We start from the raw sequence: 13,603 nt of genomic DNA on the forward strand, positions 1-13,603 counted from the left end.
TGATAACGGTCTATCTGGCAGAATTGGATGCCAGGTAAGCCAAACCACGAACGGGTGTTCCGCTGATTGCGTGGGACACCCGTTTTACGTCACCCAGTAAGGAAGTCCAAGGTCGAAATGGAATTCACCGAAAATCTCTCAACTAATCGCGCAAGCGACGAGCAACGGGCCCGTATCCTGGCTGACCCCGGTTTTGGAGACTTCTTCACGGACCACACTGCTGTTATCGACTGGAGCGCCAATGAGGACGCAACCGGCGGTAGCTGGCACGATGCCCGTATTGAACCCTATGGCCCGATCGCCTTGGACCCGGCAGCGTCCGTGCTGCATTATGGCCAGGAGATCTTCGAGGGTCTGAAGGCCTACCGTCATGCCGATGGCACCGTCTGGACTTTCCGCCCCTACAAGAACGCGGCACGCCTGAACCGTTCGGCGGCCCGACTGGCCCTGCCGCAGCTGGATGAGGAAGTTTTTGTTGAATCCCTGCGTCGTGTGGTCAAGGCCGACCAGGACTGGGTGCCCGCCGAAGAGGGCGAGTCCCTTTACCTGCGTCCCTTCATGATCGCCACCGAGGCATTCCTCGGGGTTCGCGCAGCACGCAAGGTGTCCTACCGGGTTATCTGCTCGCCGGCTGGCAACTACTTCGGCGGGGAGCTGAAGCCGGTCTCCATCTGGGTATCCACCCAGTACGCCCGTGCCGGCCGCGGCGGTACCGGTAATGCCAAATGCGGTGGCAACTACGCCGCCTCGTTGATCGCGCAAATGGAGGCCGAAGCCAACGATTGCAAGCAGGTGTTGTTCCTCGACCCGTTCAACAACAATGCCGTGGAAGAGCTTGGTGGGATGAATGTCTTCTTCGTCATGAAAGACGGGACATTGGTCACCCCGGCCTTGACCGGAACCATCCTGGAAGGTGTGACCCGCGAATCAGTACTGCAGCTGGCCAAGGACCGAGGCATGAAGATCGAGGAACGCACCATCACCCTGGAGGAATGGCGTGAGGGCGTCAACAGCGGCGCGATTGCCGAGGTCTTCGCTTGCGGTACCGCCGCGGTGATTACCCCGATCGGCGTATTGAAGAACGGCGACGAACTGATCGGAAACCCCGATGCCCCGGCCGGTGAAGTCACCATGGCCATCCGTGAGGAATTGCTGGGGATCCAGCTCGGTACGGTGGAAGACCGACACGGTTGGCTGGAGCAGCTGGCCTGATCGGTCAATACGATCGATAGAATGACCCGGACAGGGATATCCTGTCCGGGTCATTTAACTTCTCTTGGTAAGGAATCGAATGCGTGTATTGGTGACCGGAGGGGCTGGCTACATCGGCTCCCACACGGTATTGCTTTTGTTGGAAGAAGGCCATGAGGTCTTCGTCGTGGACAATTTCAGCAACTCATCACCGGAGTCCCTGCGCCGAGTGGCTGCACTCAGCGGACGTGCCGCCACCCTTTACCAGGCTGATTTGCTCGATGCCGAATCGCTTAACCGTGTTCTGGGTGAGACCAAACCCGATGCAGTCATCCACTTTGCTGGACTGAAGGCCGTGGGTGAGTCGGTAGCCAAGCCGTTGATGTACTACCGCAACAACGTCACCGGCACCTTGAACCTGCTTGACGCCATGGAGCTGGCAGGATGCCGCAATCTGGTCTTCAGTTCCTCCGCGACCGTCTACGGGGAATGCACGGAACTGCCCTTGGTGGAAACCACGCAACGCAGCGCGACCAACCCCTATGGCCGGACCAAACTGCACATCGAGGAAATGCTGGAGGAACTGGCTGCCGCTGATGAGCGGTGGTCCATCGCAGCATTGCGCTATTTCAACCCCGTCGGGGCCCACGAGTCCGGCCGGATCGGTGAGGACCCACAGGGAATCCCCAACAACCTGATGCCATTCGTGGCCCAGGTGGCCGTGGGACGGCGGGACAAAGTCAATGTCTTCGGCGGAGACTACCCCACGGTTGACGGGACCGGGGTGCGCGACTACATCCATGTAGTGGATCTGGCCGCAGGCCACCTGGCCGCATTGGATTACCTGGCGCAGCGGACCGGCAGTTTTGTCTGGAACCTGGGAACAGGCGAAGGCTCCAGCGTGCTGGAAGTCATCCAGGCCTTCGCCCGGGCGGCCGACAAGGACGTGCCCTACCAGATCGTTGATCGCCGTCCCGGCGACGTTGCCGAGAACTATGCTGATCCGGTCAAGGCCCGTCTGGAACTGGGATGGAAGGCCGAACGTGGCCTGGAACAGATGGTCCAGGACATGTGGCGCTGGCAGGAGCAGAACCCCTACGGGTTCCCCGACGAGCAGCCGGAGTCTCTCCCGGATGAGGAACTGAACGAACAGATCAGGCTGGCCGCGTCGAAGGCGGCCACAGCCACCGATCCCACCACGAACAAGAATTAGAGGCATTGAATGCGCATAGCTCGTTTTGTTGTCGACAGCGACCCACTCTACGGAGTCGTCGAAGACCAGAAGGTCCATGTCCTGGCGGGGGACCCGTTTTTCCAGGGAATCAAGCCCACCGGCCAGAGCCATGAACTGGATGATGTGAGACTTGTCGCTCCGATCATCCCACGCTCCAAGGTCGTGGCCTTTGGCAGGACCTACCGCAAGCATGCCGAGGAACTGGGCAACCAGGTGCCGGCCGAACCGATCATGTTCCTGAAGCCCAATACCTCCGTGGTCGGGCACAACGAGCCGGTCACGCTGCCGTCCTTCTCGGATGAGATTTCCTTCGAGGGGGAACTCGCCGTGGTGATCGGTCGCATCTGCAAGGACGTCCCCGCGGAGAAGGTGCCCGAGGTCGTCTTCGGGTACACGGCGGCCAATGACCTGACCGCCCGCGATGCGCAGCGCACCGACTTACAGTGGGGCCGGGCCAAGGGCTTTGACGGTTCCTGCCCATTGGGGCCATGGATCGAAACCGAACTGGATGACCCGGATAATGTCGGGATCGTCACCCGGCTGAACGGGCAGGTGCGCCAGGACGGTGGAACCAACGAACTGATCTGGTCCGTCAATGAACTGGTGGCCCGCGCCTCCGAGGCCTTTACCCTGCTGCCCGGGGACGTGATCCTGACCGGCACACCTGCCGGGGTAGGGGAAGTCCGCGAAGGGGAGAGCATCGAGATCGAGATCGAGGGCATCGGAACCCTGCGCAGCGTGTTCCGCCGCTGACATTTCTTCCCGCGCCCGTATTTCATGTAGGGTTTATTGAGTCCGCCCAAGCCATCAACGGCGGACCCGCACTAAGCTCCTGGCCATTCGTGGCCAGGAGCTTTTGCATCACCCAAATGGAGTGCATGGAACTCTGGGCATAGAATGAAGTCATCATGACTGATCTATCGCTGATTCCCCTTGTAACCGAAGACACCCCGGTACGGGTACGTTTTTGCCCGTCGCCGACCGGTACGCCACACGTTGGCCTGATCCGCACGGCCCTGTTCAACTGGGCCTACGCCCGCCACACCGGCGGCAAGATGATTTTCCGCGTGGAGGACACCGACGCCAAGCGCGACTCCGAGGAAAGCTACAACCAGCTGTTGGACGCCCTGGACTGGCTGGGTATCGACTGGGATGAAGGCGTGAATGTGGGAGGCCCCCACGCACCCTACCGCCAGTCACAGCGGGATGACATCTACCAGGAGGTCATCACCAAGCTCCGCGAGGCCGGCCACCTGTACGAGTCGTACTCGACCCCGGAGGAAATCGAGGCCCGCCACCGGGCGGCCGGCCGTGACCCCAAGCTGGGGTACGACAACTTCGACCGGGAACTGAGCGCCGAACAGATTGCCGCCTTCAAGGCCGAGGGGCGCGAACCGGTACTGCGTGTACGCATGCCCGATTCGGATCTGACCTTCACCGACCTGGTGCGAGGGGAAATCACCTTCAAGGCCGGCTCGGTGCCGGACTTCGTGGTGGTCCGCGCCAACGGCAAGCCGCTGTACACCCTGGTGAACCCGGTGGATGATGCCTTGATGGGGGTCACCCATGTGCTGCGCGGCGAGGACCTGCTCTCCTCCACTCCACGCCAGATCGCACTGTATGCGCTGTTGCATGATGTGGGTGTGGCCCGGTACATGCCACGCTTCGGGCACCTGCCCTATGTCATGGGCCAGGGCAAAAAGAAGCTGTCCAAGCGTGACCCGGAATCGAGCCTCTTCTTGCACCGGGACCGCGGGTTCATCCCCGAGGGCCTGCTGAACTACCTGGCGTTGCTCGGTTGGTCGCTGAGCGCCGACGAGGACATTTTCAGCCGTGAACAGCTGATCGAGGCCTTTGATGTCACCGATGTGCTGTCCAACCCGGCGCGATTCGACCAGAAGAAGGCCGAAGCGATCAACGGCACGCACGTGCGCATGCTGGATCCGAAGGATTTTCGGGACCGCCTGGTACCGTACCTGCAGGCCGCGAACCTGGTGGGGGAGCAGCTCACCGAGCGCGAGAACGCCATCCTCGATGCCGCCGCCCCGCTGGTGCAGGAGCGTGTGGGGCTGCTGGGTGAAGCCGCCGACATGATGGAATTCCTGTTCCTGGAGGACGCCAGGATCCAGGTGGCCGATGGTGCGCTGAAGGGCATGCCCGCCAACCTGGCAGAGGTCATCCAGGCCACCATCGAGGCGTTGGTGCCGCTCGACGAATGGAACGCGGCAACAATCCAGGACGCACTGCGTGCCAAGCTGGTCGAAGAACTGGAACTCAAGCCGCGTCACGCCTTCGGACCTGCCCGCGTGGCGGTCTCCGGGAAGAAGGTCTCACCTCCGCTCTTTGAATCCATGGAGATCCTGGGCAAGGAATCGAGCCTGAACCGCCTGCGCACCTTCGGTGAAGGCCGCTAGGCAGGGTCTGTCAGGCAAATGAAGCGCCAAGATGCCGCCCTCGATACCACTGCGTCCGCAGCCGGTATCGAGGGCGTTCTTTATGATATCGATGACACGTTGGTGGATCTGCGCACTGCTTCCCTCAACGGATTCCTCGCCATGTCCGCCCACCAGATGGACGGCGTTCCGGAAGCCGAGCGGCACCGCATCGCGGCAGACTTTGCCGATGATGGTGCCGGGGCCTATGAACGCTACATGTCCGGTGAACTGACCTTTCTCCAGCAACGGGCCCTGCGTGTGGAGCGGGCCTACCGGATGGCCGGTATTACTGTTCCGGACGCCAACGAGATGGTTTCCTGGGTTGAGCGGTACGAACAACGCGTCCAGCAGGCCTGGCGGCCCTTCGCCGATGTCCTGCCGCATCTGGACAGGCTACAGACCCTGGGGATCCCCATTGGCGCGGTGAGTAACAATGTTGAGCACTACCAGCGCAATAAACTCTCCCTGGCCGGACTGTCCATGATCCAGGTGGTCATCGGTTCCGACACCGCCGGGGCACCCAAACCCGATCCCGCTCCCTTCCTCGCCGGATGCGCTGCACTGGGCACCCGCCCGGGACGGACCTTGTACGTAGGGGATAACCCGATCAACGATGCCCAGGGTGCGCACGCCGCTGGGCTACTTGCGGTCCTCGTAGATCGTGGGGTACGTCACAGGAATTCGGCATTTCCCAGAGTTGAAAACCTGGGGGAAATTGACCGTGAAATCCGCGAGAATCCGGGGTTCTTTGGGCTTGTGCACCCCTAGCCGTTCCCGATTTGTCTCTTGCTGAAAACGTATGTATAGTTATATCTCGTGCTGAGGCAAACAGAAAAGTTCAGGAAGCTGAGCTGATCGAAAAGCCGCAAGTCACAGTGGGATATGGTGTAATTGGCAACACAACGGTTTCTGGTTCCGTCATTCTAGGTTCGAGTCCTGGTATCCCAGCGCTTCATCAAAATTATTTGATGAGCTAAGAAGAAGTTCTTAGCGTGCGGCCCCATCGTATAGCGGCCTAGTACGCCGCCCTCTCACGGCGGTAACGCGGGTTCGAATCCCGCTGGGGTCACAAGTTCTTCTTCATAGGTCCTCCGCTTGCCGGAGATATGCGGCCCCATCGTATAGCGGCCTAGTACGCTGCCCTCTCACGGCGGTAACGCGGGTTCGAATCCCGCTGGGGTCACGCAAGACAAGCCACGGTTATCCGTGGCTTTTTGCGTATCACCACGCGTGTGTGTACTTGCCAGCTAAGGCGTATCAGGCAAGATGGACACTATGGATCCCAAACTTCCTTCAGGTCAGCCTTCGGCCCAGCAGCATGATCCTGCTGGCGTCGGCACCGCCGCACTGGAGAACACCCTGGGCCGGCTGGAAAACATCCTGCAACGTCTGCAGTTCGTGCACAACCCGGTTCCGGGCGCCCCGGATCCCGCAGTCCTCCGCAGCCAACTGATTAATCAGATCAACGACTATCTGCTACCGCGATCACAAAATGCCCACGCCCCGCTGTTGGCCGTGGTGGGTGGTTCCACCGGGGCGGGCAAATCGACATTGGTGAACTCACTGGTTGGCGCAACAGTGACCAGGGCTGGGGCGATCCGCCCCACGACACGCACCCCGGTGCTGATCCACCACCCCCAGGATGCCGACTGGTTCACCGGGGACCGGGTGCTCCCCACCCTGACCCGGCTGCAAGGCAGCGGGTATGACACCGGTGCGACACTGCAACGCACCGATGCCCTGCTGCTGATCCCACATGAGGGGATACCGCAAGGGGTGGCCGTGCTCGACGCCCCGGATATCGACTCCGTATCCGATGAGAACCGGACCTTGTCCACCCAGCTGCTCAGCGCCGCCGACTTGTGGCTTTTTGTCACCACAGCGAACAGGTATTCCGACGCGGTGCCGTGGGCGCTGCTGGAAAAGGCGGGCCAGCGGGCCGTGACCGTCAGCGTTGTGCTCAACCGGGTGCCACACGGTGCCGTGGAGCAGATCCGACCGGATCTGGTGCGGTTGATGGAATCCAACGCGTTGGACCCCGCCCTGCTGCACACCATCCATGAATCCGATCTGGGAGCCAACGGACTGATCCGACATGACCAGATCCATGCCCTGCAGCAATGGCTCACCGGGCTGGCCAGGAACACCGTTGAACGGCAACGGGTTGCCGCCCAGACACTCCGTGGAGCACTGGAACAACTGGCCATGGATCTTGGCACCCTCCGGCAGGCCGCATCCGACCAGGACGCGCAGGTACGGGACCTGGAGGAATCCGCGACCCGGCGTTTCGACCAGGCCCTGGACAAGACCCTGGATTCGCTGCATGACGGGTCGCTCCTTCGTGGCGAGATCCTGGCCAGGTGGCAGGATTTTGTTGGTGCGGGAGAACTCATGCGGGGGATCGAGGGTACCGTGGGGCGGATGCGCGACAAGGTCGCCGGGTTCTTCACCGGCAAGCCGCCGGCCACCCACAAGGTCGAGAACGCCATTGAAACCGGATTGCACACGGTTTTGGTCAACGAAATCACCAAGGCCTGCCAGGAGGTGGACCGGCAATGGATTGGCACGGCTTTCGGCACCGAACTGCTTCTCGAAGCACCGGTGCCCCGCCCGGCCGCTGACCTGGAAGACCAGGCTTCCCAGACCATACGCGCCTGGCAGAAGGACGTGTTGGAGATGATCCGTACCGAAGGGGCCGGCAAACGGAAAACCGCCCGTCTCGCGGCCTTTGGGGTCAATGGGCTGGCGGTAGCGCTCATGGTCGTTGTATTCGCCTCAACGGCGGGTTTGACCGGGGTGGAAGTGGGGATCGCCGGTGGCTCGGCAGTGGTCGGACAAAAACTGCTGGAGGCCATTTTCGGCGAGGACGCGGTGCGGCGCATGGCCCAACGGGCCAGCATCATGCTGAAGGACCACTGCCGCCAACTCATTGAGCGGAACCGGCAGATCTACACCACGGTCACCGCTCGGGTGCTCGATGACAGTGTCTGCGCCGAACTTGACGCACAGATCAGCGGATTGGCCGGTAACGGGGGAACCGCATGAGTGAACGCCAGCGCCTGCGCGCCGAATCCACGGTGACCGAACAGATCCAGCTGTTGAACCAGGCCATGGAGATCGGTGCACCGTACCTGGAGCATAAGCAATTGACACAGGCCACCGTGGTTCTTGAACGGGCGGGGGAACGCCGGGCGCTGTCGGCCGACCACACCGTGATCGGGTTGTTCGGAGCCACCGGTAGCGGGAAGTCCAGCCTCTTTAACGCCCTGACCGGCCAGGAGATCGCACGGACCGGAGTCGTGCGACCCACCACGAAAAGCGCCGTGGCGGCCATCTGGGAAACGGAGAACTCCGCCGAACTGCTCGACTGGCTGAATGTGAACGAACGGCATATCGTCACCGAGCCGCTGGCGGGGGTGGCCAACAGCCGGAAGGCCGCACATACCAGCGGTCTGCTGCTCCTGGACCTTCCCGATATGGATTCCACGGCCGTGGAACACCACGAGATTGCGGCCAAGCTGGCCGGGCAGGTCGACTTCCTGATCTGGGTGCTGGATCCACAGAAGTACGCTGATGCCTCAATCCACCATGGGTACCTTGCAGCGTTGGCCGGCCAATCGAGCAACCTGATGGTCGTGCTGAACCAAATCGACATGATTGCGCAGCAGGACCGGACAGCCGTGATCTCCTCGCTTGAAGCCCTGCTGGAAACCGAGGGACTCGGCCAGGTGCCGGTGGTGCCCGCCTCGGCGCGCACCGGTGAGGGGATCGAGGAAGTCCGCGCCGAAATACTGACCGTGATGCGCCGCCACCAACTGGCCGTGCAACGGGTACGCAACGATATCGATCAGCTGGCCACAACCTGGGCGGAAACGCTGCCGGCGACCGAGGCCAAGCCGCCCTCCAGGGCGGAGCAACAGAAACTCGAACAGCAGATCGGGCAAGCCCACGGAACGGAGCGGATCGCGGAGGCGGTGGCCACTTCCTACCGGCTGCGTGCGGCGCGCAGCACCGGCTGGCCCCTGACAACCTGGCTCACCCGCTTGCGCAACGACCCGCTCAAACGCATGAACCTGGGACGGAACGAGAAACCCGCCGACCTGTCATTGACCTCCCGACCCGAACTGTCCGTCGCGGAAACCGCCCAGGTGGAGCAGGCGGTGAACCGCTACGTGTCAACCGCAGTGAAGGACCTGCCAGAGCCCTGGGAGCAGTCGCTGCACGACCAGCTGAGGAATGCACCCCAAACCATGGAAGGCCCTATCGACCAGGCCATTGCCTCCACGAAACTCGGGGTGGAGAAACGCTCCTGGTGGTGGCCGGCAGTCAAATTCCTGCAATGGCTCAGCCTGCTCACCGCCCTGGTCGGCGGCCTGTGGCTCGGCGGGTTGGCATTGGCCGGCTTCCTGCAATTTTCACTCCCGGAACCCCCTAGAATTGAAGGCATAGCCTATCCCACGCTGTTTCTGGTGATTGGTGTCCTGATTGGGGTGGTTCTGGGCATCGGCGGCTCGATATTTAATCGACTTATCGCTAGGATCAAGCGCAGGAAGGCTTTGGGGAGCTTAAACAAATCGGTGGCGTATGTGGTGCGGCAAGAGGTTGTTGATCCAAGTAGGGGACATTTGGATCGATATAACCAATATGCCGGTCTCATCCGCCAAGCGGCAAAGAGAGTGCAATAGGGATAGTGTGGCTCACAGCGTAAAGACTTCCGAACAGACCGTATCCGAACTCGGCGAAAGCGGAATTCTCCAGGTCATTCTGCCCATTTTGCGTAGCGAGAACCCGTTGCTGGGCCCCGGGGATGATGCCGGAGCCCTGAAGGTCGCCTCGGGTGAGGTACTGGTTTCCGTTGACACCATGGTGCAGGACCAGGACTTCAAGCAGCAATGGCCCAGTGGTCTGACGCACCGCGCGTTCGATATCGGGTGGAAATCCGTCGCCCAGAACCTTTCCGATATCAATGCCATGGGCGGACGTACCACCGGGGTGGTCATTTCCCTGTCCTTGCCCGGGCAGACAGCGATTGCCTGGGTGGAGGACTTCGCCCACGGTGTCGCCCGGGCGCTGAAGGAATTGCCCACCACACCACCGGCGATCCTCGGCGGGGATCTGGGACTCTCCACCGAAATCTCGGTGACCACCACCGCCCTGGGGGAGAGCGCAGGGCGCAAGATGCTGCGCTCCGGTGCCCAGACAGGAGACGTGATCGCCGTAGCCGGCCGGGTTGGCGTGGCCGCGGCCGGGCTCGCCCTGCTTGAGCACCCGGACTCAAGCCACTTGTGGGGCAGGGCGCTACGCCGACTGGTCCAAGGCCAATGCCGACCGGTACCTCCCCTGGAATCGGGGCCACGGGCCGAGGAAGCCGGGGCAACGGCGATGCTGGATCTCTCGGACGGGCTGATTGTTGATGGCGGTCGACTGGCCGCTTCCAGTGCCGTGTCCCTGAAGATCGACTCGACCGCCCTGACCGAGTTCGCCGAACGGTTGGAACCGGCCGCCCACCTGCTCCACACCGAACCACTGCAATGGGTACTCTACGGTGGCGAGGACTTCGGGCTGCTGGCCACGTTCCCGAATGAACAGGCCGTACCCGAGGAATTCACCATCATCGGCACGGTCGGTGCGGCGGATTCCACCGGGCCTGCGGTCTACATCGACGGAGAAAAAATGGCCGAATCCAAGGGATTCGACCACTTCTCCTAGGCTCTTCAAGGGTTCTAGAGACCCACGTTGAGCCGGTGTTCGTTCTGCACACGCAACAGCTCGGATAGTTCATCGGCGATCCGCACCACGGCCTCGTGATGGACCTTCCCCGGTTGCCGGGTCAGCCGTTCAATGGGACCTGACATCGACAACGCGGCGATCACCCGACCCGACTGGCCTCGTACCGGTGCCGAGACCGAAGCCACACCGGGTTCGCGTTCACCGAGTGACTGGGCCCACCCCCTGCGGCGCACCCCGGCCAGGATGGTCGGGGTGAATCGTGCATTGCGCAACCCGTCAATAATCCGCTCATTGTCCTCCCATGCCAGGAGGACCTGGGCGGCGGAGCCGGCCTTCATGGACAACTGGGTACCCACCGGGATGGTATCGCGGAGGCCAACAGGCCGTTCGGCGCTGGCAATGCAGACACGGAAATCACCCTGCTTGCGGAACACCTGGGTACTTTCACCGGTCAGGTCGCGCAATTTGATCAGCAGGGGGCCTGCGGTGCTCACCATGCGGTCTTCCCCGGCGGCCCCGGCCAGTTCCACCAGCCGGTTGCCCAATTCGAACCGGCCATGCATATCCCTGCCCACCAGTCCATGGTGCACCAGGGACTGCGCCAGCCGGTGCACCGTGGGCCGGGATATTCCCGTGGCTTCCACAAGTTGGGACAATGAGGTGGGGCCGTGCTCCAGGGCGTTGAGAATGGCGGCCGCCTTGTCCAGGACGCCCACCCCGCTGCTTGTAGTCATGGAACCATCGTTGCATCTCAGTATTTGAGATTCAAGTCCGCATATTGGAAATGGCTTCCGGGTGCTGGCACACTTGAACATGTAGGAAGAACGTTATTGAAGGAGTGTGTCTCATGTCTGCGCAGCAGTCTCCATTGACACTGGCCGAGAAGGTCTGGAACGCCCATGTCGTGCGTCAGGGTGAAGGCGAAGGTGCCGCCCGGCAGCCGGATTTGATCTACATCGACCTTCACCTACTGCATGAAGTCACCAGCCCGCAGGCTTTCGAGGGTCTGCGTCTGGCCGGGCGCAAACTGCGTCGACCGGATCTGACCATTGCCACGGAAGACCACAACACCCCCACCTGGGATATCGACAAGCCGATCGCGGATCTGACCAGCCGCACCCAGATCCATACCTTGCGGGACAACTGCAAGGAGTTCGGTGTCCGCCTGCACTCGCTGGGGGACAAGGAACAGGGAATCGTTCACGTGGTGGGCCCGCAGCTGGGGCTGACCCAGCCGGGCATGACCGTGGTCTGCGGCGACTCGCATACCTCCACCCATGGCGCCTTCGGCGCCCTGGCCTTCGGCATCGGTACCTCCGAGGTGGAACATGTCATGGCCACCCAGTCGCTGAGCCTGAAGCCGTTCAAGACCATGGCCATCAATGTCGAGGGAACCCTGAAGCCCGGCGTGACCTCAAAGGACATCATCCTTGCCGTGATTGCCAAGATCGGCACCGGTGGCGGGCAGGGCTACGTGCTGGAATACCGAGGATCGGCGATCCGTTCGCTGTCCATGGATGCACGCATGACCATCTGCAATATGTCCATCGAGGCCGGCGCCCGCGCCGGCATGATCGCCCCTGATCAGACCACCTTCGACTACGTCAAGGGACGCCCCCATGCGCCGGAAGGTGAGCAATGGGATGCCGCCGTGGAGTACTGGAAGACCCTTCACACCGATGATGGGGCACGTTTTGACGCCGAGGTATTCCTCAACGCGGATGAACTCGAACCCTTCGTCACCTGGGGAACCAACCCCGGCCAAGGGATCTCGCTGTCCGAAAGTGTTCCGCACCCGGAAGACTTCGCGGACGAGAACGACCGCCAGGCCTGCGAACGCGCACTGACCTACATGGGGCTGGAAGCCGGAACCCCCATGAAGCAGATCCGTGTGGACACCGTGTTCCTGGGCTCCTGCACCAACTCCCGCATGGAGGACCTGCGTGCGGCGGCGGAAATCATCAAGGGCCGTGAGAAGGACCCGCAGGTGCGCATGATCGTGGTCCCCGGATCCGCCCGTGTCCGCCTGGAAGCCGAAGCTGAAGGTCTGGATCAGGTGTTCAAGGACTTCGGTGCCGAATGGCGCTTCGCCGGTTGCTCCATGTGCCTGGGCATGAACCCGGATCAGCTGGCCGAGGGTGAACGCTGCGCTTCGACATCCAACCGCAACTTCGAAGGGCGCCAAGGCAAGGGAGGACGCACCCACCTGGTCTCGCCACTGGTCGCGGCCTCCACCGCGATTCGCGGCACCCTGTCCTCACCATCCGACCTGGCCAGCACCCCGGCCGCCGTCTAGAAGGGAACACTTCCATGGAAAAATTCACCACCCATACCGGAATCGGTGTTCCCCTGCGTTCGAGCAACGTGGACACCGACCAGATCATCCCTGCCGTCTACCTCAAGCGCATCACCCGCACCGGCTTCGAGGACGCGCTGTTCGCCGGATGGCGCAAGGACGAGAACTTCATCCTGAACCGGGAACCCTTCAACCAGGGTTCGGTCCTCGTGGCCGGCCCGGATTTCGGTACCGGCTCCTCACGTGAACATGCCGTCTGGGCCCTGAAGGACTATGGTTTCAAGGCCGTGCTTTCTTCCCGATTCGCCGATATCTTCCGCGGCAACTCGGGCAAGCAGGGACTGGTGGCCGCGGAACTGGCCCAGGATGACATCGAGCTGATCTGGAAGGAACTGGACAACAACCCCGGGACCCAGATCACCGTGAACCTGGAGGCCCGCACGGTGACCTGCGGGTCGCTGGTGGCACCCTTCGACATTGATGACTACACACGCTGGCGCCTGATGGAAGGGCTGGATGACATCGGATTGACCCTCAAGCATGAAGAGGATATCTCGGAGTACGAGACCTCGCGTCCGGGGTTCAAGCCGCTGACCCTTCCGGCACGAACCGCTGACTGATCTTCCACCGAATTTTCCCACCCTGGCGGTGACACAGCTTCGCCCACAGCGAGGCCGCGTCACCGCCATGGTTTTGCCTTCAATGAGGGGTGCCTCA

11 protein-coding genes and 3 tRNA genes are annotated in these 13,603 nt (G+C 61.9%); 13 read left to right on the top strand and 1 reads right to left on the bottom strand.

Annotated features, from left to right (window positions below; translation table 11 throughout):
• The first annotated feature begins 117 nt into the window (after nt 1-117).
• The 11 genes from OK351_RS11765 to thiL all read left to right on the top strand — a co-directional run bounded on the left by OK351_RS11765 (nt 118) and on the right by thiL (nt 10,569).
• Nucleotides 118-1,212, top strand: a complete 1,095-nt coding sequence (locus OK351_RS11765) for a branched-chain amino acid aminotransferase (RefSeq protein WP_265159118.1) — start codon at nt 118-120, stop codon at nt 1,210-1,212.
• Between the two features lie 79 nt (nt 1,213-1,291).
• Nucleotides 1,292-2,404, top strand: coding sequence for a UDP-glucose 4-epimerase GalE (galE, locus tag OK351_RS11770; protein WP_265159120.1), 1,113 nt, complete (start codon nt 1,292-1,294; stop codon nt 2,402-2,404).
• Nucleotides 2,405-2,413: 9 nt separating this feature from the next.
• Entirely contained in the window at nt 2,414-3,178 is a 765-nt protein-coding gene (locus tag OK351_RS11775; RefSeq protein WP_265159122.1) for a fumarylacetoacetate hydrolase family protein, read from the top strand.
• 155 nt (nt 3,179-3,333) lie between these two features.
• Nucleotides 3,334-4,839, top strand: coding sequence for a glutamate--tRNA ligase (gltX, locus tag OK351_RS11780; protein ID WP_265159124.1), 1,506 nt, complete (start codon nt 3,334-3,336; stop codon nt 4,837-4,839).
• An 18-nt stretch (nt 4,840-4,857) separates the two neighbouring features.
• Nucleotides 4,858-5,628, top strand: a complete 771-nt coding sequence (locus tag OK351_RS11785) for an HAD family hydrolase (RefSeq protein ID WP_265159126.1) — start codon at nt 4,858-4,860, stop codon at nt 5,626-5,628.
• A 108-nt stretch (nt 5,629-5,736) separates the two neighbouring features.
• Nucleotides 5,737-5,808, top strand: a tRNA-Gln gene (locus OK351_RS11790).
• Between the two features lie 48 nt (nt 5,809-5,856).
• A tRNA-Glu gene (locus OK351_RS11795) sits at nt 5,857-5,929 on the top strand.
• 41 nt (nt 5,930-5,970) lie between these two features.
• A tRNA-Glu gene (locus OK351_RS11800) sits at nt 5,971-6,043 on the top strand.
• 92 nt (nt 6,044-6,135) lie between these two features.
• Nucleotides 6,136-7,905: a dynamin family protein gene (locus OK351_RS11805; RefSeq protein ID WP_265159128.1), complete on the top strand. Its 1,770-nt coding sequence runs from the start codon at nt 6,136-6,138 to the stop codon at nt 7,903-7,905.
• Nucleotides 7,902-9,545: a GTPase gene (locus OK351_RS11810; protein ID WP_265159130.1), complete on the top strand. Its 1,644-nt coding sequence runs from the start codon at nt 7,902-7,904 to the stop codon at nt 9,543-9,545. The genes OK351_RS11805 and OK351_RS11810 overlap by 4 nt, the downstream gene beginning before the upstream one ends.
• 7 nt (nt 9,546-9,552) lie before the next feature.
• Complete coding sequence (gene thiL / locus OK351_RS11815) at nt 9,553-10,569, top strand: thiamine-phosphate kinase (RefSeq protein ID WP_265159132.1); 1,017 nt, start codon at nt 9,553-9,555, stop codon at nt 10,567-10,569.
• 14 nt (nt 10,570-10,583) lie between these two features.
• Here thiL and OK351_RS11820 read toward each other — a convergent pair whose 3' ends face one another.
• Entirely contained in the window at nt 10,584-11,324 is a 741-nt protein-coding gene (locus OK351_RS11820; RefSeq protein ID WP_265159134.1) for an IclR family transcriptional regulator, read from the bottom strand.
• 113 nt (nt 11,325-11,437) lie between these two features.
• Between OK351_RS11820 and leuC the strand changes: the two genes are divergently transcribed.
• On the top strand, nt 11,438-12,886 hold the full coding sequence (leuC, locus tag OK351_RS11825; RefSeq protein ID WP_265159136.1) for a 3-isopropylmalate dehydratase large subunit: 1,449 nt from the start codon (nt 11,438-11,440) through the stop codon (nt 12,884-12,886).
• A gap of 14 nt (nt 12,887-12,900) precedes the next feature.
• Complete coding sequence (gene leuD / locus OK351_RS11830) at nt 12,901-13,506, top strand: 3-isopropylmalate dehydratase small subunit (protein WP_265159138.1); 606 nt, start codon at nt 12,901-12,903, stop codon at nt 13,504-13,506.
• Nucleotides 13,507-13,603 lie beyond the last annotated feature (97 nt).

Source organism: Glutamicibacter sp. MNS18, from assembly GCF_026107515.2.
In the GTDB taxonomy this organism is placed as follows: domain Bacteria; phylum Actinomycetota; class Actinomycetes; order Actinomycetales; family Micrococcaceae; genus Glutamicibacter.

Coding starts and splice junctions, on each gene's coding strand:
- OK351_RS11805 (WP_265159128.1), top strand. CDS start 6,136: ATGGATCCCAAACTTCCTTCAGGTCAGCCTTCGGCCCAGCAGCATGAT.
- OK351_RS11820 (WP_265159134.1), bottom strand. CDS start 11,324: ATGACTACAAGCAGCGGGGTGGGCGTCCTGGACAAGGCGGCCGCCATT.
- gltX (WP_265159124.1), top strand. CDS start 3,334: ATGACTGATCTATCGCTGATTCCCCTTGTAACCGAAGACACCCCGGTA.
- leuD (WP_265159138.1), top strand. CDS start 12,901: ATGGAAAAATTCACCACCCATACCGGAATCGGTGTTCCCCTGCGTTCG.
- OK351_RS11785 (WP_265159126.1), top strand. CDS start 4,858: ATGAAGCGCCAAGATGCCGCCCTCGATACCACTGCGTCCGCAGCCGGT.
- OK351_RS11810 (WP_265159130.1), top strand. CDS start 7,902: ATGAGTGAACGCCAGCGCCTGCGCGCCGAATCCACGGTGACCGAACAG.
- galE (WP_265159120.1), top strand. CDS start 1,292: ATGCGTGTATTGGTGACCGGAGGGGCTGGCTACATCGGCTCCCACACG.
- OK351_RS11775 (WP_265159122.1), top strand. CDS start 2,414: ATGCGCATAGCTCGTTTTGTTGTCGACAGCGACCCACTCTACGGAGTC.
- leuC (WP_265159136.1), top strand. CDS start 11,438: ATGTCTGCGCAGCAGTCTCCATTGACACTGGCCGAGAAGGTCTGGAAC.
- OK351_RS11765 (WP_265159118.1), top strand. CDS start 118: ATGGAATTCACCGAAAATCTCTCAACTAATCGCGCAAGCGACGAGCAA.